24 protein-coding genes and 1 pseudogene are annotated in these 22,161 nt (G+C 32.7%); 12 read left to right on the top strand and 13 right to left on the bottom strand.

Going from position 1 to position 22,161, the window contains the following annotated elements:
* Positions 1-14 precede the first annotated feature (14 nt).
* A complete protein-coding gene (locus FLACOL7796_RS20795; protein WP_173972710.1) occupies positions 15-1,193 on the top strand; it encodes a Pycsar system effector family protein in 1,179 nt (392 codons plus the stop codon).
* 300 nt (positions 1,194-1,493) lie between these two features.
* On the opposite strand, the gene FLACOL7796_RS20790 is transcribed toward FLACOL7796_RS20795, so the two are convergent.
* Positions 1,494-3,863, bottom strand: a complete 2,370-nt coding sequence (locus tag FLACOL7796_RS20790) for a GAF domain-containing protein (RefSeq protein WP_173972709.1) — start codon at positions 3,861-3,863, stop codon at positions 1,494-1,496.
* Positions 3,864-4,091: 228 nt separating this feature from the next.
* On the opposite strand from FLACOL7796_RS20790, the gene FLACOL7796_RS20785 reads away from it, so the two are divergent.
* Both FLACOL7796_RS20785 and FLACOL7796_RS20780 read left to right on the top strand, forming a co-directional pair.
* Entirely contained in the window at positions 4,092-4,844 is a 753-nt protein-coding gene (locus FLACOL7796_RS20785; protein ID WP_173972708.1) for an SDR family oxidoreductase, read from the top strand.
* A gap of 71 nt (positions 4,845-4,915) precedes the next feature.
* The gene (locus FLACOL7796_RS20780; protein ID WP_173972707.1) at positions 4,916-5,497 is read left to right on the top strand and encodes a TetR/AcrR family transcriptional regulator; all 582 of its coding nucleotides are present in this window, start codon (positions 4,916-4,918) and stop codon (positions 5,495-5,497) included.
* An 88-nt stretch (positions 5,498-5,585) separates the two neighbouring features.
* Here the strand turns inward: FLACOL7796_RS20780 and FLACOL7796_RS20775 are convergent, their stop codons facing one another.
* The 10 genes from FLACOL7796_RS20775 to FLACOL7796_RS20730 form a co-directional block, all read right to left on the bottom strand.
* The gene (locus tag FLACOL7796_RS20775; RefSeq protein WP_055095663.1) at positions 5,586-6,644 is read right to left on the bottom strand and encodes a nucleoid-associated protein; all 1,059 of its coding nucleotides are present in this window, start codon (positions 6,642-6,644) and stop codon (positions 5,586-5,588) included.
* Between the two features lie 45 nt (positions 6,645-6,689).
* Positions 6,690-7,049: a four helix bundle protein gene (locus FLACOL7796_RS20770; RefSeq protein ID WP_173972706.1), complete on the bottom strand. Its 360-nt coding sequence runs from the start codon at positions 7,047-7,049 to the stop codon at positions 6,690-6,692.
* Between the two features lie 94 nt (positions 7,050-7,143).
* A complete protein-coding gene (locus FLACOL7796_RS20765) occupies positions 7,144-7,683 on the bottom strand; it encodes an IS1096 element passenger TnpR family protein (protein ID WP_173972705.1) in 540 nt (179 codons plus the stop codon).
* Positions 7,684-7,897: 214 nt separating this feature from the next.
* On the bottom strand, positions 7,898-8,497 hold the full coding sequence (locus FLACOL7796_RS20760) for an HPP family protein (protein ID WP_173972704.1): 600 nt from the start codon (positions 8,495-8,497) through the stop codon (positions 7,898-7,900).
* 64 nt (positions 8,498-8,561) lie between these two features.
* Complete coding sequence (locus FLACOL7796_RS20755; protein ID WP_173972703.1) at positions 8,562-9,842, bottom strand: chloride channel protein; 1,281 nt, start codon at positions 9,840-9,842, stop codon at positions 8,562-8,564.
* 344 nt (positions 9,843-10,186) lie between these two features.
* The gene (gene gloA2, locus FLACOL7796_RS20750; protein WP_173972702.1) at positions 10,187-10,576 is read right to left on the bottom strand and encodes an SMU1112c/YaeR family gloxylase I-like metalloprotein; all 390 of its coding nucleotides are present in this window, start codon (positions 10,574-10,576) and stop codon (positions 10,187-10,189) included.
* A complete protein-coding gene (locus FLACOL7796_RS20745; RefSeq protein WP_173972701.1) occupies positions 10,576-11,151 on the bottom strand; it encodes a sugar O-acetyltransferase in 576 nt (191 codons plus the stop codon). Before FLACOL7796_RS20745 ends, gloA2 begins: the two co-directional genes overlap by 1 nt.
* A gap of 28 nt (positions 11,152-11,179) precedes the next feature.
* Entirely contained in the window at positions 11,180-12,622 is a 1,443-nt protein-coding gene (locus FLACOL7796_RS20740) for a hypothetical protein (RefSeq protein ID WP_173972700.1), read from the bottom strand.
* Between the two features lie 89 nt (positions 12,623-12,711).
* Positions 12,712-13,170: a YciI family protein gene (locus FLACOL7796_RS20735; RefSeq protein ID WP_173972699.1), complete on the bottom strand. Its 459-nt coding sequence runs from the start codon at positions 13,168-13,170 to the stop codon at positions 12,712-12,714.
* A gap of 13 nt (positions 13,171-13,183) precedes the next feature.
* Positions 13,184-13,642, bottom strand: coding sequence for a DinB family protein (locus FLACOL7796_RS20730; protein ID WP_173972698.1), 459 nt, complete (start codon positions 13,640-13,642; stop codon positions 13,184-13,186).
* Between the two features lie 141 nt (positions 13,643-13,783).
* Between FLACOL7796_RS20730 and FLACOL7796_RS20725 the strand changes: the two genes are divergently transcribed.
* From FLACOL7796_RS20725 to FLACOL7796_RS20685, 9 genes and pseudogenes are all read left to right on the top strand, one after another.
* A complete protein-coding gene (locus tag FLACOL7796_RS20725) occupies positions 13,784-15,949 on the top strand; it encodes a TonB-dependent receptor (RefSeq protein ID WP_173972697.1) in 2,166 nt (721 codons plus the stop codon).
* A gap of 285 nt (positions 15,950-16,234) precedes the next feature.
* Positions 16,235-16,642: a DUF2141 domain-containing protein gene (locus FLACOL7796_RS20720; protein ID WP_173972696.1), complete on the top strand. Its 408-nt coding sequence runs from the start codon at positions 16,235-16,237 to the stop codon at positions 16,640-16,642.
* Between the two features lie 51 nt (positions 16,643-16,693).
* Positions 16,694-17,317, top strand: coding sequence for a hypothetical protein (locus FLACOL7796_RS20715; protein ID WP_173972695.1), 624 nt, complete (start codon positions 16,694-16,696; stop codon positions 17,315-17,317).
* A 23-nt stretch (positions 17,318-17,340) separates the two neighbouring features.
* Entirely contained in the window at positions 17,341-18,699 is a 1,359-nt protein-coding gene (locus FLACOL7796_RS20710; RefSeq protein WP_173972694.1) for a 2TM domain-containing protein, read from the top strand.
* On the top strand, positions 18,699-19,001 hold the full coding sequence (locus FLACOL7796_RS20705) for a 2TM domain-containing protein (protein ID WP_173972693.1): 303 nt from the start codon (positions 18,699-18,701) through the stop codon (positions 18,999-19,001). Before FLACOL7796_RS20710 ends, FLACOL7796_RS20705 begins: the two co-directional genes overlap by 1 nt.
* A 77-nt stretch (positions 19,002-19,078) precedes the next feature.
* Positions 19,079-19,333 (top strand): annotated as a pseudogene (locus FLACOL7796_RS20700) (2TM domain-containing protein); the annotation flags it as partial.
* Between the two features lie 2 nt (positions 19,334-19,335).
* On the top strand, positions 19,336-19,641 hold the full coding sequence (locus FLACOL7796_RS20695; RefSeq protein ID WP_232067422.1) for a 2TM domain-containing protein: 306 nt from the start codon (positions 19,336-19,338) through the stop codon (positions 19,639-19,641).
* Between the two features lie 16 nt (positions 19,642-19,657).
* Entirely contained in the window at positions 19,658-20,044 is a 387-nt protein-coding gene (locus FLACOL7796_RS20690; RefSeq protein ID WP_173972691.1) for a 2TM domain-containing protein, read from the top strand.
* A 37-nt stretch (positions 20,045-20,081) separates the two neighbouring features.
* Positions 20,082-20,849: a LytR/AlgR family response regulator transcription factor gene (locus FLACOL7796_RS20685; RefSeq protein ID WP_173972690.1), complete on the top strand. Its 768-nt coding sequence runs from the start codon at positions 20,082-20,084 to the stop codon at positions 20,847-20,849.
* 97 nt (positions 20,850-20,946) lie between these two features.
* Here the strand turns inward: FLACOL7796_RS20685 and FLACOL7796_RS20680 are convergent, their stop codons facing one another.
* Both FLACOL7796_RS20680 and FLACOL7796_RS24735 read right to left on the bottom strand, forming a co-directional pair.
* The gene (locus tag FLACOL7796_RS20680) at positions 20,947-21,972 is read right to left on the bottom strand and encodes a COX15/CtaA family protein (RefSeq protein WP_173972689.1); all 1,026 of its coding nucleotides are present in this window, start codon (positions 21,970-21,972) and stop codon (positions 20,947-20,949) included.
* On the bottom strand, positions 21,969-22,161 hold a 193-nt coding region (locus tag FLACOL7796_RS24735; protein ID WP_232067421.1), incomplete at its 5' end, for a hypothetical protein. The genes FLACOL7796_RS20680 and FLACOL7796_RS24735, both read right to left, overlap by 4 nt.

Genomic DNA, 22,161 nt, shown 5'->3' with positions numbered 1-22,161 from the left:
TAAAAAAAATCTCCATGAATCTAATAGAACAATCCGAAGATTTCGTCAGTAATTTACTCAAAGATAAACTTTCTAATCTATATTCTTATCATAATTTTAACCATACTTTAACTGTAGTAAATGCGGTAAAAGAGCTGTGTAAAAAGGAAGATGTTAAAGGAGATGAGAAAGAAATGCTTCTTGTTGCTGCTTGGTTTCATGATACAGGTTATATAGTAGGGTATGAAAATCACGAAGCAGAAAGTGTAAAAATTGCCACCACTTTTTTGAAAGAAAAAGAACAATCAGACGAATTTATCGCAACGGTTTCGAGTTTGATTTTAGCTACCGTAAAAGAATATATTCCGAAAACACATCTAGAGAAAATTATTAAGGATGCTGATTTTGCCCATATTATGGGAGCAGAATATGAAACGACCTGCGAATTATTGCGTATTGAATTGAAAAATACCTGGGATTTGAATTTTTCTAATGTTGAATGGGCAAAAGAAAATTTTAATTTTTTAATGAACAAACATCGGTTTTATACCGATTATGCGATTAGAAAATGGCAGCCACTAAAAGAGAAAAATTTGCTTCTTGTGCAAAAGAAAATCGAAAAGCAAAAAAAGAAAGAGGCAGATAAAATAGAAGAGGAAAATAAAAAGAAAGATAAGATCGAAAAACCGGATCGCGGTGTCGATACTTTGTTTCGTGTAACTTTAGGAAATCATACGCGTTTAAGCGGAATTGCCGATAGTAAAGCCAATATTTTATTGTCTGTAAATGCGATTATTATTTCGATTGCACTTTCGTCGATTATTCCTAAATTAGATAGTCCAAAGAATGCGCATTTGGTTATTCCGACTTTTATAATGCTTATTTCGAGTGTGATCACTATTATTTTTGCCATTCTTTCTACAAGGCCAAAAGTTACTACGGGGGTTTTTACACGTGAAGATATAGAGGCAAAAAAGATAAACTTATTGTTTTTTGGAAATTTCTATAAAATGCCACTCGAAGAATACGATTGGGCAATGAACGAAATGATGAAAGACCGCGATTATCTTTATTCGACCATGATTAAAGATTTATATTATCTGGGATTGGTTTTGCAGCGTAAATACAACTTGTTACGCATTGCCTACAACTTTTTTATGATAGGAATTATTATTACGGTAATTGCTTTTGTAATCGCTTTTAAATCAATTTAACTAAAAAAGCTTTGTCAAAGTTTTAAACTTTGACAAAGCTTCGTATATAACATCAATCTTGTCATCTCGAGGAACAAGAGATCTCCACAAGAAACTAACGTAAAGTGTTTTTCTTAAATTGTGAAGATCACTCATTTGAAAATAACAAACTATATGGAAACCATTTTCCTAGCCCCGATAGCAGTGGAAATCCTTTTGTGGCGGTCCCGATAGCTATCGGGAGCCACAAAAGATTGGAACGTATAGCGGGATTAGCTCCTGAAAATAAAAATCAGGACGACAAAAATGAATATTCAATAATTAATTAAGCTCGTCTAATAAATCCTGATAGGTAATTTTTTGTTTTACCGGATTTGCATTATTATTGATCACTTTTACGCGAATCGCTCTCAATCCGGAAACTCCCTGAAGATCTTCGACTTCGAATTGTTCTATTGATGGTTCCAGAATTTTTTTATGTTGTAAATATTTAATGTATTTTAAATATTCGGCTTCTTCGCTGTTTTGAGAGTATACAATTGTAATTTTTTCTTTTTCTGTAATGCGCTCGTTTGTTCCTTTAATGTTCGATTTGTCTATACGTTTTTTAACGACTTCATATCTTGCATTATAAGTTCCGTCAACATCAAAACGTTTTTCATCCATTCTAAAACGAATAGAAAGCGGCGCACTAAATACTAAAATCAGCGAAGTTACGTCGAGTTCGTAAGGCAACGATTCTTTTAGCTGATGATGTTCCAGCTCCATTTCGCATAAAGTTTGTAATTGCCACAAACGTAAATTGTGCAAATACATAATATCGAAGGGTTTTGTTGGTGCAATTGATGCTCCTATATAAAGATTGTGTTCTACACCATCGGTTTTAAAACGCTCGTAATAATGCGGATATATTTCCTGCGCTTCAACTTGTTTTTTATCCAGTACAGTTGCTAATCTTTTGTTGATGATTGACATAGCATTGTCAAACTTCTTTCTTTCCTGATAGAACAATCCACTTTTTTCGTCGAGACTTTCAAAATACAAGCGTTCCAGTTTTTCGCTCTTTTGAGTTTCTTTTGTATTCTTTAAAAGAGGGTGAATTTCTTCTTCGATATAACGCTGAATATATTGTTCGGTATCTGCTTTTAAAGGAGCGTCTAATTCGTCGCGGAATGATTCTAACTCAAATTTTCTTTGTTCTAAAAGAACTAAGTTGATGTTAGGATCCTGAGATTCGAAAATCTTCAATAAAGCCGTTAATTGATTTTTAAGATCTCTTTTTACGGTTTCATTTCGATGTTCAGACGAACCTTTGATATCGATCTGACCGTATAACGGATATACATTTTTAAAAACAATTTCTTTAAAAATATAATCTTTCGTTTGATTGGTATTCTGAAAATAATTTTGAGATTCTTTCTTGAATTTCCAATACACACTTGGGTGAATCGTAGTATATTCACGCTGAATAATTGATGCAATCTGATGCTGCATATCTGTATTATAGCGATCGATGGTATCGGTTAAGTAGGGAAGTACCAATTCGAGTTTAGTCGCATTTATACTATTTAAATCCCTAACAGTCGAAGAAACCAGTTCTACAACACCCAATAAGTGATCGTCTTTTATAACAGGCGCAAAAACACAACTCTGAATGCCTTGTTTTAATAAATGTTCGCCCAGTTTTTTGTTAGACGATTCTTCGATGAATTTTTTTACATCAGAAATTACAAATAGTTCTTTATTGTCGAGAAGATTTTCGAATGAACAACCAAAAAAGGCATTTTTGCAATCGACTTCCTGATCGCTGGTAAGCAGAAAACTTTGTAGCTGATGATCGAATTTAAGCGGTCTTAGAAATTTTTCTTCTTCTGGATTGTACACTATAAAACCAACTCTTAAATCCGGAACTTTAAATATTGATCTAAAAATATTTGTTACAATTTCATCTGTTGCAACGGTTTTAGAATCAGGTTTTAATAAATTACTTTTTAAATTAGAAATAGCGCTTTCGATTGTTGCGTCAAATAAAGAAACGATTCCGAATCCTTTTAAAGTCCAGCTTCCCGGAGGGAATTTCTCTTTCCAAAGGTCAATATCATTATAATTATCAATCAACAAGTTGATTTCATCCTGAGTAAGATCTATAGAATTTTCGTTTGGAATGATTTCCATAAAATCAGCATTGTACAAAATGCGATAATGCTTTTCAACTCCTTCTTCGTCCGGAATATCATAAAAGAATGGTTTATTAAAATCTATTCTTTGTTTGTAATATACTCCTAAAATAAGACAGCAGTTATTGATATAGAATTGGTGATCATCAAAATCACGAATTTCCATATAAAATTCATCACCGGCATTGCGCAGGATTTTTTTGAAACGGTCGGTATAATTGAAAGATACATTTTGAAACGGAATCGTAACGGCTTTAATTTCATTGTTTGTTAAAGCAGTCGGGAACAAATCAGCTAATAAATTTTTGATTAAAGCTTCATTGTTTTTAATGATCGAAAAATCCTGAATACCAGTTCTAAATTCAGGAATGGTTTCTATTTGTTTTAATAAGGCCTTGGCGTAGTTTGCTCGGTAATCTACATTTGATAAAGCAATTTCTTCAAGAGATTCGATTAATTTATGAAATGAAATTATGGTTTTAAAGGGACTTTCTTTAGGTAAATGAATATCCATGTTAAGTTTTTTTTGAACTACAAAATTAAGCAAATATTAAGAATGTACGACATTTTATTATTTCTTTCCTCTATAGTTCGATAGGTTTTAATGTCTGTAAATCAGTGTTTTCAGGCATGTTTGTTATTTTAACGAAATATTAACTTTAATAATAACGGAACGATCGTTCCGTTATTATATCTTTGTACCATAATAATTCAATAATCAATAATTTAAATAATAATAAAAATGAAAAATTTAGAAAACAAAGTAGCAATTGTAACTGGTGGAAATAGTGGAATTGGTTACGCAGCTGCTGCAGATTTAGTAGCAAAAGGTGCAAAAGTAATTGTAACAGGAAGAAACAAAGAAGCTTTGGCTCAAGCCGAAAAAGAATTGAATGTTACCGGAATTGTAGCAGACCAATCGGATCTAAAATCTATTGATAGTTTGGTAGAACAAGTAAAAGCTCAGTTTGGAAAAGTAGATATCTTGTTTTTAAATGCAGGAATTGCAGCTTTCGCTCCAGTAGATGTGGCTACAGAAGAGCATTATGACAGTATTATGAATGTGAATGTAAAAGGAGTTTATTTTACGGTTCAAAAAATATTACCAATTTTAAACGATGGTGGTTCTATTATTTTTAATACTTCAGTAAATGCGCAATTAGGAATGCCGGGTTCAAGTGTATACGGAGCAAGTAAAGCAGCTGTTTTATCTTTAAACAGAATATTTGCCGGAGAATTAGCACCAAGAAAGATCAGAGTAAATACGGTTTCTCCTGGTCCAATCGAAACTCCTTTGTATGGTAAAGTTGGTTTAGAAAAAGAAGAAGTTGAAGGTTTGGGAGCTGCTTTAGGACAAAAGATTTTATTGAAACGTTTTGGACAGGCTTCAGAAGTAGCAAAAACAGTTAGTTTTTTAGCTTCAGATGATGCATCATTCATTACAGGAACAGAAATCGTGGTAGATGGCGGACTTACTGTAAACACAGTATTATAATTTTTTGACCAATTCAGGAACAATCGTTCCGTATTTTGAGTATCTTTGCAAAAGAATTTAATTTTGAAGTCATGGCAAGAACGAAAGAATTTAACGAAGATCAGGCTTTAGATAAAGCGATTGAAATTTTCTGGCACAAAGGGTATAATGGAACATCGGCTCAGGATTTGGTAACGCATTTAGGTTTAAGTCGTTCTAGTTTGTATGATACCTTTGGCGATAAGCAAAAGCTTTTTGCTCAGTCGTTGCAGCGCTATCAAAAGAATGCACAAAAGCAAGTCATGGAACTGTTTGATCAGTCTGAAAATATCAAAGAAACTTTGCATGATATCTTTAAACAAGCAGTCATAGAGAGTTTAGAAGACAGAATCACAAAAGGTTGTTTTATGGTAAATTCTTCGGTAGAATTGGCGATGCATGATGAAGAGATTGCCAAAATTGTAAAAAATAACAGCAAGGTAATGGAAGAAGTTTTTACAAAGGCTGTACAGAAAGGGCAGGATTCAGGAGATATTTCGAAAGCCAATAGTGCGAAAGTTTTAGCACGGTTTATTTTTAATAATTATTCCGGAATCAGGGTTTTAGCCAGAAGCGGCGAAAGAGACAAACAAGTTTACGATGATATTGTGAAAGCTTTATTTTCTATGTTATAAGGTATAAAAGCGCTGAAATAAAAAAACGGCAATTACGAATGTAGTTGCCGTTTTTTGTTTTAAGTAAGTAATAGAAAATGAATGACTCTTAGCTTTTTTCTTCTTTATTGAAATAAACTAAGTAGTAATACATTTGTTTTTCTTCATCCCAGCCTTTTTCAACAAATTTCTCTGCACTTTCAGGATTGATAAAATCCATTTTGATCTGAATGTGAGTGTCCAGATTAATAACGTTTTTAATCGATTTTCTGGCGTCAGATACTGCTGCGTTGGCAATAGGGAATGAGGTTACATCTTCGATGCTGTATTTTTCTCCTTTATCAACTTTATAGTTTTTGAATTCAGGAATCAAGTCAGGATTGTCTAATACTTCATTCAGGAAGTTTTGCTCTTCGAACTGATCATTCTTTGCGAAATAATTCACAGAACGGTTCATAAACATTACTTCTTCTTTTTTGTCTTCTGCTGGCAAAACAACATCTTTTGCGAAGTTTTGACAGAATTTCAAGTATTTTTTAGTGATGAAGTTTTCATCTTCAAAAGCGTCAACAGATAAAAAGTGCTCTAACCAATAACGCGCGTCATAACGGTTACTATCAACAGTTAGAATTTTATATCCTTCTTCTTTTTTATAATTAAAAATCAAACAACCTTTATCTAATTTGCTCAGGTTGATACCTTGTTGCAAGATCATTTCAAGGTTACTGTTTTTTTCTTCGAATTGTAAAAAGTCAGCTTGTAGCTCACTTTTAAAAATTCCGATAGCATCGACAACATTGTTATCAATACTTAGATTTGTTAAATACGTTACGTAAACCTCTCCGTTTTTAATGTGCGGGTGATTTGACTGCTCAAATAAATGCGTTGTGATTCTTTTTGAAATCTCCTGCAAATTATTCGGATTGTCAAAAATCTCAGTCGCATATTTAAACATGTCGTTGTAATCCAAATCGACTTCGTGCGCAAACTGATAATAGTTTTCTTCTTTCTCTCTAAAAGGCTTAAAAAAGTACTCTTTTATCAAAGGAACGATTTCATCATTTAGATTAAATGGTTGTTCTGATAAAAAAATAGCTTCGTTTCTGCTTTTGTTTCCTACGCGGTGTATCGCAAGCGTCTCGATGTGGGTGTTGAAAAGGTTGATCATTTTTTATTTAGGTGCTGAGGTTCTAAGTTGCTAAGATACTAAGGTTTAGTTTCTAATCTTTATTTTTTTAATAAATGAAACCAACATTCTTTCTACTTCGCGACTGTCCTCATATAAATTATTAAATTCGTCTTCGTTAAGGGAGGTTATATTTTTAGCAATTTCTAATTGAGTTTGCATTTCAAATAAAGAACCTATCGAAATATTTAAAAAGCGTAAAAAATCTTTATCGCTTTCTCGTCCGTATCCTTCGGCAATATTGCTGGGAATTGAAATTGAGCAGCGTCTAATTTGTGAAGTTAATCCGAAAATTTCTTCTTTTGGAAAATTGTTTGTTGAAAAATAAATTTTGGTTGTCAAGGCCATTGATTTTTGCCATATAAGCAAGCTTCTAAAATTACTCATGTTTGATATTTTTAATTCAAAGAATTAAAAATAAGAAATAACTTTCAAAATAAAACCTTAATGCCTTAGCATCTCAGAACCTTAGAACCTCAAATTAATTCCAATTCTCCTCAAATCCAAAATCTTCAAAGCTGTCATCGCCTTCGAACATGTCAAGATCGTCTTCGTCAAGATCATCTTCAAATTCGCCGTAGATATCGTCGTGCATATCTGCTTCGAAGTTTTTTTCTGTGGCTTCGTCAGGCATTTCTCCGTGAGAGAATAACGTTTCCGGGTAAGGAACTCCTGAAATTTGATCTTCAATAGCAGCCAATTCAACTAAGAAAGTCCACATATTGATGAAGTCATATACATAGATGATTTTGGTGTTATCTTTATCTAAGATATCAGATAATTGATAATCGCTCATGGTTTTTTGTTCTCCGGGAACGTCTCCGGTATCAAAAAGTGCAATTTCGTCTTCCTGATTCCAAGTTTCATCGCAGGTATAAAACGAAGCTACTTCCATTCCGTCAAAACCAAAAGCGTTGAAGATGGCATTGTGTAAATCTTCAAGCGTATCATCTTCAAGAATTGCAATGTCTCTAAAAATATCTTCTTCGGCGTCTAGAATTACTCTAAATTTATAAACCATAATCTTTGTTTTTATTGAAAGGTCAAAGGTAAAATATAAAAAACGAAATACGAATTGCGAATTACGATTTGTTGAAAAGATTTTCGTGATGACAAACTATCCGAAAATATTGTTTTGAAAACGAGTGCTCTAGCCCCGATAGAAGAGGAAATCCTTTTGTGGCGGGGTTCGCCACAAAAGATTGGAACGAATAGCGGGATTAGCTCCTGAAAAATCACCTCCCAACCAATTTTTTTCTGATTTTGTGGTAACGTTTATGATAGGTACTATGACTTGGATAACTTCTTGTAGAAGTCATATTGTTGAAGATTAATGCTGTTATGAAGAGAATAAGTACACCATCTAAAACAGGAGAGAGTACATACATATAACCTAAATCTTTTATTTGAGCTGAACCTGTAACGGCAATAAGCGCTGTAGCTCCTCCGGGAGGATGAAGCGTTTTGGTAATTTGCATGAATATAATAGAAAGTGAAACAGCCAAAGGCGCAGAAAGCCAAATAATATCCGGAATTAATTTGTTTATGGTGACACCAATAATTGCCGAAATGACGTGACCGCCAATTAAATTTCGAGGTTGTGAGAACGGACTTTGTATGATTCCGTAAACCAGAACGCTCGAGGCTCCAAAAGAACCAATTAAAAAAACAATATCAGTTCCTGAAAAACGAATAGATTCAAGATAAGACAAGAGTCCGATACCAACAAAGGATCCTATAAATGACCAGAGATGTTCTTTGTAATCTATTAATGTTTCTTTGTAAAGTATATAACGAGTTTTGCGATAGCTTCTTTTTATTTTAGGAGTTGGCATAGATGCTTACTATTTTTTGTGGTATTATTATGAGCCAGGAATTCGTGAATTCGTGACAAAAAAATTATTTAGTCAGGCTTGGGGCGTAACTATATACGGTATAAGGATAAATCATTTTTGCTGTATATTTTGATATTAAACAAACAACTAAAATGGGTAAAAACAAAGTGTAATCATTTGTTAATCCGCAAACTAAAAATATTGCGGTAAAAGGGGCGTGAATGCTGGCACTTAAAACAGCCGCCATCCCGATGATCATAAAGTTAACAGGAAGTACGTGAACCTGAAAAAACGTGTTTAGAATTGATGCTAACAATAATCCTAAAAAAGCGCCGATAAAAAGGCTTGGAGCAAAAACTCCTCCGTCTCCGCCTGAAGCTAACGTTATTGAGGTTACAATAGGTTTAAGTAGTAAAACTCCAATAAAAGTAAAAGCTAAAGTTAGCGTTAACGGAATTTCGGCTGAATTGCTAAAAATCCCTTTTATTGCGTGATAACCTTCACCATATAATTGAGGGAAAACAAATAGCGAAACACTTAAAACTACTGAACCAATTAAGATTTTGTAATAATGGGTATCGATTCTTCCGAATTGCGATTTGAAAAATAAAACGCAACGGGTTAAATAAACCGAATTTATTCCGGCCAGGATTCCTAAAAGAATGAAATACGGAATCGCTTTTAGATGCCAGGTTGTAATCGAAACGGCAAACAAAGGTTCTTCTTTTAATATGGTAAGTAATCCAAAAGCCACTGAAACCGCAATTAAGTTTGAAATTACAAATGCGCGGGTTACTTTTCTGGAGATTACTTCGAGTGCAAATAAAATTCCGGCAATTGGGCTGCTAAATAAAGCCGTAACACCAGCTGCAACTCCGGCACAAATCAATTCGGTTTTGTATTTACGAAATACGTTTTCTTTTTGTTGAGCCACAGATCCAATTGTGGCAGTGGCAACTACAGTCGAAACTTCGATTCCGGTAGAACCTCCAAAAGCGACCGTTAGTAATCCGTTTATAAAGTGTGATGGAATTTTATAAGAAGGTAAATTTTTTGAAGTTGATTTGGTGCTTTCAAAAACTTCCTTAATGCCTTTATTTTCTTTTTTCTTGAATAAATATTGCCTTAAGAAATAAATTACTGATAATCCGAAGACCGGGAAAATGATATAAAAGATAGGATTTACCGAGACTTCATGAAAGAAGATTTCTTCGTAATATTCGGTAATTTTTTTGAGTGAAATTCCTAAGAAGGCCGAAAGAAAGCCAATTAAGATAGAAACGATAACTAATTTTTGAAGGACAATAAATTGATGATTTTTTTTGATTTTCGCCGTTTTGTTCATCAGATGTGGATTTTTTGGATCGCATTTTTTTTATGCGGGTTACAAAATTAAGAATCAAAATCGGTTTTTCGTGAAAAATATGCAATATAATGTGTTAAAACGTATAAAAACAGGAAAATTCTTTCAGCTGGTTTTTTGCTGCAAAGGCACTAAGACGCGAATGTTTTTCTCATTTTATGTCATCTCGACGAAGGAGAAATCGCACTAGAAATTCCGTCAACTAAATCGCCAATCTTTGTCGATTCACGAGTGTGATTTCTCTTTAAGTCGAAATGACAAATTGGACGTTTAATCATTAGTTATTTAAAAAAAACTTGGAGTCTTAGTGCCTTCGCGGCAAACAATTATCGCTCATAAAACTCGATAGGCAACAAATCAGGATCAGCAATAAAAGTAAATCGCTTTTCTGTGGTTTCATCAATTCTTATAGGTTCTGATGCTACGTTTTTGGTATTCAAAAAGGCAATGGTTTCTTCTAGGTTAATTACTTCAAAAGCCAAATGACGCAAACCAACTGCTTCTGGTCGCGAAGGTCTTTGCGGCGGATTTGGAAATGAAAAAAGCTCAATGACGTAACTTCCATTCAAAGCCAAATCTAACTTGTACGACTGGCGTTCTTCTCTGTAGATTTCTCTGATAATAGTTAATCCTAAAACTTCGGTATAAAAAGTTTTAGATTTTTGATAATCAGAGCATAAAATGGCGATATGATGTACTTTATTTAAGGTAAGCATTATGATTTTGATTCAGGTTCTTGATTTAATTTTCGAATTACTTTTGCCGGATTTCCAACAGCCAGAGAATTGTCCGGAATATCTTTTGTTACAACAGATCCGGCGCCAATAACACAACCTTTACCAATGGTTACACCTGGACAAATAACAGAATTTCCGCCAATCCAGCAGTCGTCTCCAATAGTTACGGGATAAGCATTCTCGAGAGTTTTTCTTAATTCAGCGTCAAGCGGATGAGAGGCCGTATAAATTTGAACATTGGGTGCAATAAATACATTCGATCCAATATTTACCGGAGCACAATCTAAAACAACACAATTGACATTAAAATAAACATTTTCGCCGCAAGTAATATTATAACCATAATCGCAATGAAATGGAGGTTCGATATAAAAACCCGACCCTGTATTAGGAATCAGTTCTTTTAAAATTTCTTTTGCTTTTTTGGTTACGCGATATTCAGTAACATTTAATCGATGCAATAAGTTTTTTGCTTTTCGACGGTCTTTTACCAAAACCGGATCTCCGGCAATATAATATTCTCCCGCAATCATTTTTTCTTTTTCTGTTTTCATATTACTTCTCAATAAGCATTAATTATCTTTACTTAATTTTATTCTTTTTTAGTATTTCGTCCAGAGCTTCACTTCCCCAATCTTGATTCATGTTTTTATTTTTCTTTCTTGTTTCAAGAATTCTTTTATTGATAGATTCATCTTTAAAAGAGATTAAAGTTTCTACAATTTGCAGATACACATGAGGATTGTCTTCATTTTTTAATCTTTTAAAAAGGATTTCAGTAAAAGAAGGATCTTTTAACTCTAAAATCTTCGAGCAATACATTTCAAAATCATTAACATTGGTATTTATGATTTTATCATTAATTACGTTGTATGCGAATACTTTATCATTTAGTAAAACAAAATTAAGCATGTTTTCTTCTAAGTTTTGAGAAAACATACTTTGATTTATTTTAGGGATTGTATTTGTGTTTTTTATTTGATAATTTGAGTTTAGCTCTTTTTTGCTTAATTCCAGAGTTTTGGTTTTGTTTAATTGTAAAAGATATTCAAAACCTTCTTGAGTGATAATGTTTTCGTCTTGCCATATTTTCCATAGTAAATCATCATAAAGCTTAGATTTATTTACAATAATTGCTTCATAGACAAATTTAATATGGTATTTTTTAATGTCCTGGTGTTTAACTTTTGTAAATGGAATAGTTAATAACTCTAGTGATTTTTGGTTTTTGTAACTGGCAATTGCCATATACAACTGAAGCCATTCGCCATCATAGCGATCATTGTCTAAAGTTTCATTTAGTTTTTTTTCTAAAAAAGGTAAAAAAATAGGATCGGGAAAATTTTGTATCGCTTTATAGGTATAGAAATATCCACTTTCACCATCTTCATCAGGATCTCTATTTTTAAGAATTAGTTCAATATCATGTGGGTTTTTATATTTAGACAACGTAATTAAAGCATTTTGATTATTGTGTTTGACTACCATCTCTCTAACTTTTGAATATAAGTATGCAGTAGGAACAGCATTTGCGATGGCATCGTATCTTGCATAAAGATTATTTTCTTTATGAATTAAGAGACTGTCTAATTTATTAAATTCGTCTGGAGTTAATTTTGTAATATCAGAATCCTCATCTTTTGGATTAACAAGATTAATGAAAAAATCACCTACTTTTTCTGTAGATCCACTACAACCAAATTGAGTTTTTACTTGGGTGTCATCATTTATGTGGTCTTTAATTATAGAGAATAAATCTATATTTTCAGAAAGTGCCAGTGCCCAGAAAGAGTAACATCTTACTACTCCGTTAGAATGATTAGTAAGTGTTATTAATTCTTGCTTTGATGCATTCTTTTTTAGTTCTTCAAAATTTTCATACTGATTCGGCTTATGTCCTGACGAACCTACTGCAGAACCCATTAAAACATTTATTTTTTCTATTTTTTTTACAATCAGAAGAGTCTCATTTGAGATTTCAGAAGCATTTTTACCTGAACAGCTCCAAATAAGAAATACTGTCATTAAACACAGAATTATAGAACTTTGCAAAATAAATTTATTCATAATATAACTCAAAAATAAGTTGATACCAAAAAAAGAAAAGTACGGTATTATATTTTCTTCTTAGCTATCTTTTCGTGTATTTTTAATGTTTCTTGCAAAGCAGCCGTGGCGTACCAAGGCGTTAATTCGGCTTCGAGTAAATTGGCTTTTATGGCAGGGTCTGTTGCTACAAGGGCTTTTGCTTCCTCTATTGTTTCTACATTAAAAATATATATGCCCCGATAATTTCGATCGTTTTTCATAAAAGGTCCCGCAACAACCAGTTTTCCTTCCTGAGCAAGTTTGCCGATATTCGCCATATGACCTTCGAATAATTTTTTGCTTTCTTCTTTTGATGCGGTTGTATTGGTTCCGGATTTTAAAAGACAAAACACGTATTTTTTCATTCCGTATTCATCTGCTTTCAGGGATTTAGCCAGATTTTCGTCATATTTGATTTCAGTTTCCTGAGAAAATCCTATAGAAGTAATCAATAAAAATGCAAGTTTTAATATAGAATTTTTCATATGAAAATGTGTTTTAAAGTAACTTCTTCAAAATAACGATTTGTCCCAAGTGATATACATCATGCTGAATAATTCCGTGAATATCTTCGTAGAAATTATGATTGTTATTTGGATCTATTTTATCAAAGCCGGCATCATCAAAATCACTCAAAAAGGCACTCCATAATTCCTGAGATTTAGCGAGACTTTGTAGAGATTGTTCCCAAGATGCTTCGGAGGAATCTAAAATAGGGACAAAATAATTATGATCAGGAGTGGTAATTGTTTCTCCCTGCACACGTCTTAAAATATTTCTTCTCCATTGTATCAAATGATTGACAATTTCCCAGATCGTATTTAATTTTGGGTTTATTTTTCTGTAAGCCTGCTCAGCAGTTACATTTTCTAAAGTACGTGCCAAAGTAACCTCCAGCCATGGATTTCCATTATAAATGGATTGATATAAATTCGAAACTCTTTTGCTTTCTGACATGATAGATCGTTTTTAAAACTTAAAAGCTAAGATACAAATAAAAGTAATTTACAACTCATCCTAAAAAATCTACAATTGGGTTATTTAATATTTTTTAACAAAAACTGTTAAAATATATTTGCTCCATCAAAATCAAATACCATGACAACCAAATTACTTTTTACTATTACTTTTTTATTTTTTACAACATTCATTTTTGCTCAAAATACCATTTCGGGTAAAGTTGTAGATCAAAAAGGAAAACCAGTTCCGGGCGCTAATATTTATATCGACGGAACCTACGACGGAGCGACAAGTTCTGATACCGGAGATTTTTCGTTTGAAACATCAGAAACAGGAAATAAGACTTTAGTAGTGAGTTTTTTATTGTACGATACTTTCAAAAAAGAAATTGATGTTACCAATTATAAAGATCAAATTGTAAAGCTGAGAGAAAATGTAAACGCACTCGACGCTGTTGTAATCACGGCCGGAACATTAGAATCTGGTGACAAAGCAAGAGTTTCGGTTTTAAAACCCTTAGACATTGTAACCACAGCAGGTTCTGCCGGAAATATCATTGCCGCTTTACAAACTTTACCAGGAACACAAACTGTTGGCGAAGATGGTCGTTTGTTTGTACGTGGAGGAGAAGCCAGCGAAACCCAAACTTTTGTCGACGGACTTCGTGTAGCGCAACCTTACGGCGCCACCACAAATAATTTACCAACCCGAAGCAGGTTTTCGCCTTTTTTATTTAGCGGAATTGCGTTCTCAACGGGAGGATATTCTGCTGAATACGGAGAAGCTTTATCAAGTGTTTTATTATTGAACACGCAGGACGAACCGGATCAGAATAAAACAGATATTGCTTTAATGACTGTAGGTTTAGGGGTTGGAAATACACAAAAATGGAAAAAAAGCTCTTTTAGTATTAATACCAATTATATTAACCTGGCACCTTATCAGGCTGTTATTCCTCAAAATGTTGATTGGAATAATCCGTATCAATCTTTAGGTGGAGAAGCGGTTTACAGATATCATTTTGAAAGAGGAATTTTTAAATTATACGCTGCTTTTGATGCCGAAAAATTCGATCTGAATCAGAAGAATGTCAATTTTGTTGATCCCATAAGAACCGATTTAAACAATAATAATTTTTATTTGAATGCGTCTTACAAAGGAGATTTTGGAACCGGATGGCAATTAACTTCAGGAATTAGTTACGGATACAGCAAAAACAAAGTTAAATACGATATCAATGATGTGGATAGCAATGAAAATGCAGCACAACTAAAATTGAAATTAAGAAAAAACATCTCAAACTATTTTAAATTGTCTTTTGGAGCCGATTATTTTATAACCAGATACAATGAAAATTTTGATGATAATATTTCGATAAAAACAGCAAACGGTTACGATTCTAATATTGCCGCTTTTTACACAGAGGGAGATATTTTATTCTCGAAAAAGCTGGCAATGAAGGTAGGTTTCAGGCTTTCGAACAATAGTTTGCTTGACGAAACGAATATCGCACCAAGAGCTTCCATCGCTTATAAAGTTTCTAAAAACAGTCAGTTTTCATTTGCTTACGGAGATTTTTCTCAAACTCCTGTTGTTGATTATATTAAATACTCAAAATACCATCAGTTCGAAAGCGAAAAGGCGAGACATTACATTTTAAATTATCAGTTTACAAAACCGGGACAAACTTTTAGAGCCGAAGCTTATTATAAAGATTACAGCAATTTGGTTCAATACAATACCAGAGATATTCAGTATAATTCGGTTTTCAATAATAATGGTTCAGGATATGCAAAAGGATTGGATTTGTTTTGGAGAGACAGCAATTTGTATAAAAACTTAGAATACTGGATTTCATATTCATATATAGATTCAGAAAGACAATACAAGAATTTCCCGACAATGGCTACTCCAAATTTTGTAGCCAATCATAGTTTATCAATTGTAACGAAATATTTTATCACCGATTGGAAATCGCAAATTGGTTTCACGAATAGTTATAGTTCAGGTCGCCCGTATAATGATCCGAATCAAACACAATTCATGAACGGAAAAACAAAATCATACAACAGTTTGAGTTTTAACTGGGCGTATTTATTAACGACACAAAAAATCCTGTATTTCTCTGTTTCGAATGTATTAGGAACTCAAAATGTTTTTGGCTACGATTACGCAAAATTACCGGATCCGAACGGGGTTTATAACAGACAAGCCGTCGTACCAACCGCAGACAGATTCTTTTTCCTAGGTTTCTTCTGGACGATTAGTGATAATAAAAATGAGAATCAATTGAAGAACTTGTAAAAGGAGGTACAAAGTGGCAGAGGTTCAGAGGGACAAAGGTTTTAGCCTCGTAATGTTTAAAAGATCTAAAAGAAAAACCTTTGAACCTGTGTTGCTTTGAGCCTTTGTCTCTAAAAAGAAAACAATTCAGTCATAAAAATCAACAACTCAGTAGCATTTAATTTTAAAACATTAAAAACCAACATACTTTTGAAATAGAAATTAACAAAGAGAGCTTCAATCGTCAATCAACAAAACTTAGAACCTGAGAACCTTAGCAACTTAGAAACTTAAAAAAAAGAACCCATGACCAAAATTATTACCATAATCACATTATTTATCTGCAGTTTATTATCTGCTCAAAATGTAAAGCTAACCGTTTCTGTTTCGGGTATAAAAAACAATACAGGAACTGTAAAAGTAGGTTTGTACAACTCAGAAGGTACATTTCTTAAAACAACTTATAAAAGTGTTGGATCTGAAATTAAAAACAACAAAGTAGTGGTGATATTCGACAATCTTCCGGCGGGAGATTATGCAATTTCAACGTATCACGATGAAAATAATAACGGAAAACTGGATAAAAATATGATGGGAATTCCATCTGAAGATTATGCAGCTTCAAATAATGCAAAAGGATTTATGGGGCCACCTTCTTATAAAGATGCTAAATTTGATCTGGTTAAAGATTCAAAAATTGAAATTACATTATAATAATAACGAACAAAACAACTTTAAAAAATAACCTTTTTAATTACTTAAAAAATGAAAAAAATCATCACTTTAGTCGCATTATTCGTAGTCGCAATAAGTTCTGCACAAACACAGTTTGAACAAGGAATGGGAAAAGCTTTTGGGCTTTGGAAAGAAGGAAAAAATACTGAAGCGTCTGCTTTATTTGAAAGAATCGCAGCGGCAGAAAAAACAAGTTATTTACCGAATTATTATATAGCTTTAATCAACACTACATCGGCATTTACTGAAAAAGACAAAACAAAAATTGATTTGTTACTGACAAAAGCGCAAGACGCATTGGATGTAGAATTGATAAAAGATCAAAATAATGCCGAGTTGTATGCCATGCAGGCTTTGATTTATACAGCCTGGGTTGTGGCAGATCCTATGACAAACGGAATGAAATATTCGGCTAAAGTGATGGAAGCTTACGCAAAAGGAAAAGCGATAGACCCAAATAACCCGAGAATTGTTTTTGGTGAGGCTGATTACCAGTTAGGCGGCGCAAAATGGACAGGAGTTGATACAAAACCTCTTTGTGCACAAGTTGATAAAGCTGTTGAACTTTTTGCTACTTTTAAACCAGAAACTCCTTTTTCGCCAAAATGGGGATTAGAAAGAGCTTTAGAAACTCAAAAGAATTGTAAAAAATAAAATTAATTTAAGCTGATAATATAATGAAAGATCGCGGAACTGTTTATGGAGATTTAAAAAGTGGAACAATAGTTTCGTTCAAGATTTCTATGATTTTTACAGTAATATTTTCAGCTTGTTTAGGAGGTGATTTAAATGTCCGAAACGTTCTTATTACTTTTTTTATCAGCTGTCTTTATTCCTTTCTTGTAGGTTTTGGTAACGGATATATTAATGTTTACTTAGACAAAAAATGGGATTGGTTAGAGCAAACGAACTTAAGAGTATATTACGGAATTTTAGTTACCGTTTTGTATACAGTTCCGATCGTTTTAGGGATTAATTATTACATCTATGTTATTTTACAAGATGTATCTCTGGAAGTTTTTTTTAGTGATAAGATGATTTGGGTGCACTTATTTTATATCATACTCGCTCTGGGAGTTTCGACTTTTATGCAGGCCAGAAGTTTTATGGTAAAGTGGAAACAGGCATCAAAATTCGAAATTACGCAACAAAAGATTATTGCAGGAACAGCAAATGCTAAATTCGAAAGTTTAAAAAATCAAATCGACCCGCATTTTCTTTTTAATAGTTTAAATGTATTAAGTTCTTTAATCGAAGAAAATCCGGATAATGCACAACGATTTACGACTTCATTATCTAAAATTTACCGCTACGTTTTAGAACAAAAAGACAAAGAATTAGTATCTGTAGAAGATGAATTGTCGTTCGCAAAAACTTATATGAATTTGCTGAAGATGCGTTTCGAAAATAGTTTGTTTTACGAATTGCCCACCACAAATATAAACCCTGATGCAAAAGTGGTTCCGTTGTCTTTGCAGCTTTTGCTGGAAAATACAGTGAAGCATAATATCGTAAGTGAACAAAAACCATTGCACATCAGAATTTTTATTGACGGAGATTATTTAGCAATTCAGAATGATTTTCAGAAGAAAGAAGTTTTGCAGGACAGGCAGGGTGTCGGATTGCAAAATATTGTAAATAGATACGGGATTATAACAAACCGAAAAGTTTTGATCGAACAAAATGAAAAAACTTTTACCGTTAAAATTCCAATTTTGACCAAACAAATTACAGTTATGGAAACAAGTGCAGAATATAGCGATGAAAATAAGGCTTATTTCAGAGCTAAAAAAAGAGTAGAAGAGTTAAAAGGTTTTTACGGGAATGTTATTTCATATTGTTGTGTAATTCCATTCTTAATTTTTATAAATTTAAGGTATTCTCCTGGATTTCAATGGTTTTGGTTTTCGGCTTTAGGCTGGGGGTTTGGAGTCGTAATGCATGCTTTTAAAGTGTTTGGTTACAGCTCAGATTGGGAAGAAAGGAAAATTAGAGAGATTCTTGAAAAAGAAAAACAACAAAAAAACTGGAAATAATGGAATCTAATTATAATGAAGCAAAACGCTATTACGAGGCTCAGAAAAGAGTCGTCGAAATAAAAAAGTTTTACCAGCACCTAACGGTTTATCTTCTTTGTAATCCCATTGTTATTGTAGTCAATCTTATGACATCTCCGGGTTATTTGTGGTGTATATATTCTGTAGTAGGATGGGCAATTCCGATCATTTTGCACGGCATGAAAGCTTTTGGATTTTCGCCTATTTTTAATAAAGATTGGGAAGAACGAAAAATTCAGGCGCTTTTAGAAAAAGAAAATCCAAAACAAAAATGGGAGTAATCATGGAAAATAATTTTAACAATAGCGAGGAAGAATTTGAACTTCAAAAAATGGCCAATTAAAAAGTACTTAAACTCAAGGCATTTTATTCGCATGCATTTGTTTATGCTATCGGAATGATCATTTTTATTTTAAAAGAATACGCAGGATTACCTTTAAATTTCCTGCCATTTAAATATATAAATTGTTTTGTAATGATCATCTGGACAACCGCCTTTTTAGTTTCGGCGGTAGATTTATTCGATTCTTTTAAAATTTTTGGAGAAGAGTGGGAAGAGCGAAAAGTGAAAAGTATTTTAGAGAAAAAAGAAAAAACACAAAAATGGGAGTAATCATGGAAGTTAATTTAAATGAAGAAGACAGATATTATCTGGCAAAAAAGAGAGTGGAAGAAATTAAAGGCTTTTACGGAAATTTAACCGCTTTTATTGGTGTAAATGTTGTTCTTATTTTTGTCAATTTATACACATCACCGGATCATTTATGGTTCTTTTGGCCTTTAATGTGGTGGGGAGTTGGAGTTGTTTTTCACGGAATGAAGGTTTTTAAAATATTTCCGGTTCTTGGAAAAGAATGGGAAGAACGAAAAATCAAGGAACTGATGGAAAAAGAAAGAGAAGGTAAAAATAAATGGCAATAATTTAATTCAAAATAAAATGGGACGATTTAGACAACGCATGTATGATGAATACAGACAAGAATTTAGCACAGACGAAAGCTATAATATTGCGTACAAAAAAGTTAAGAAAATTAAAGGATTTTATTCGCACCTGAAGGTTTATATTATAGTAAATGCTATTATCATTTTCACTAGTTTAAACAGGAATTTTGTGGGATATGATTTTAATAATGGAAATCATTTTACGATAAGAAGTTTTAATAATTGGGAAATTTATTCTACAGCATTGTTTTGGGGAATAGCTTTATTGATTCATGCCTTTACAGTTTTCGGACCGGATATATTTTTCGGAAAAGACTGGGAACAAAAGAAAATTCAAAAATATATGGAGAGAGAATCTCAAAATAAAAATAAATGGGAGTAACTTTAAAATCAAATTTTCAATTTTTGCATTGTATTAAATGACCACATTAATTATAGAAGACGAAAAACCTGCAGCAAGATTATTGCAACGAAAACTCGAAAAGTTAGATATTGTTGTAAAAACAATGTTGCACTCTGTAGAAGAATCCATTGATTGGTTTACTAATAATCAACATCCGGATTTAATCTTTCTCGATATTCAGTTATCAGACGGTTTGTCGTTTGAAATTTTCGAAAAAATAGACATTCAAAGCGCTATTATTTTTACAACCGCTTATGATGAATATGCCTTAAAAGCATTCAAATTAAACAGTATCGATTATCTTTTAAAACCTATAGACGAGGATGATTTAGAAATTGCGGTAACAAAATTTAAAAACCGAATTCCTAAAGCTGATGCTGGAAATCAAAATCTTCAGCTTGATTTTGAGCAAATACGTCAAATGTTATCTAATCCTTTTGAGAAAAGTTATAAAAAACGATTTACCGTAAAAATAGGTCAGCACTTAAAAGTGATCACTACCGATGAAATCGAATGTTTTTTTAGTGAAAACAAAGGAACTTACATTCATACTTTCGATAATAGAAACTATCTGATCGATTCGACTTTAGAAATTCTCGAGCAGGAACTAGACATGAAGGATTTCTTTCGCGTAAGCAGAAAATTTATCGTGCCTCTTACTGCTATAAAAGAAATTCAGGTGTATACAAACTCAAGATTAAAAGTAATTTTACCTACTTACAAAGAAGACGAAGTTATTGTAAGCCGGGAGAAAGTACAGGATTTTAAGGCCTGGCTGGGATAAAATTTATTCATTAATCTGGTTGGAATAAAAATTTAGCATCAATTAAAAACAAAAAAAATCCTTCAACAGAAGGATTTTTTTATTTCTAAGAGTTTTATTATTTACTCAATCGATGCAAAGTAAAAGTCATGGCACTTAAAAGGAAGAAAGCCATAATTTGGTGAATTAATCCTAAAGCCAGCGGAACACTGTATAAAAGGGTAAATACTCCTAATGCAAATTGAATGAATACAAAAACTACCAAAGTTTTAATTCCGTTTGATTGTGTTCTCGAAAGCGAAAATTTAGTGCTTTTATAATATAAAAACAGAATAAAAGCCACCACAACATAAGCAAAAGTTCTGTGCACAAACTGAACACCACTTTTACCTTCGATGAGGTTTTTTACCAAAGTAGGTTGTTCGATAAAAACAGAATCATGTATAAATTCTCCGTCGCTCATTAATGGCCAGTGATTGTGAATTAATCCGGCATTTAAACCTGCCACAAAACCACCATAAATAATTTGAATTAATAAAGCAACTAAGGCATATCGTGCGATATTACGAAGCGGAATTACTTTGGTAATTGTTTTTTCAGGATAAATTAAATCTAATGCTACCCATAAAGTGTAGGCAAAAGTGATAAAAGCAAAAGTAAGGTGTAAAGAAAGTCTAAAATGACTTACATCCGGATTATCGATTAATCCGCTACGAACCATGAACCAGCCAAGGAAACCTTGAAAACCTCCCATTGCCAAAAGAACAACGCATTTTTTGATGGTCGATTTATCAAGTTTTTTTCTAATTAAGAAATAAACAAAAGGAAAAAAGAAAACAAGTCCGATGATACGACCAATGAATCGGTGGAACCATTCCCAGAAGTAGATAAATTTATAATCGGCTAATTGAAAATCGTTGTGAATATTGATTTTTTGATACTCAGGAAACTTCTTGTATTGCTCAAAAGCTTCATTCCATTTTGCATCCGTCAAAGGAGGGAAGGTATCGGTTACCAAATGCCAATCGGTCATTGATAAACCTGAATTTGTTAAACGGGTAATTCCGCCAACGACTACCATTAAAAACAATAAAACACAACCTGATAGTAACCAAATGATTACTGATTTATTCTCTTTTTTCATTCTTTTCCAATTAATTCGATTTCATTTTTTGTTTTAGAAATTCTTTTTAAGTATAATTTTAGTATATAGAAGTTTGAAATACCATTTAAAGCAAATATTATTAATGTTTTTATTATTCTTTCTACAAACTTATTGGAGAATTTGAATTTTAAAAATTCTAAAACAAAATAAAATTCGAAGCTAAAATAT

The organism is Flavobacterium bizetiae (genome assembly GCF_902804475.1).
GTDB lineage: Bacteria > Bacteroidota > Bacteroidia > Flavobacteriales > Flavobacteriaceae > Flavobacterium > Flavobacterium bizetiae.
The sequence above is the reverse complement of the archived record's forward strand: the minus strand, read 5'-3'. Positions and strand labels throughout refer to the sequence as shown.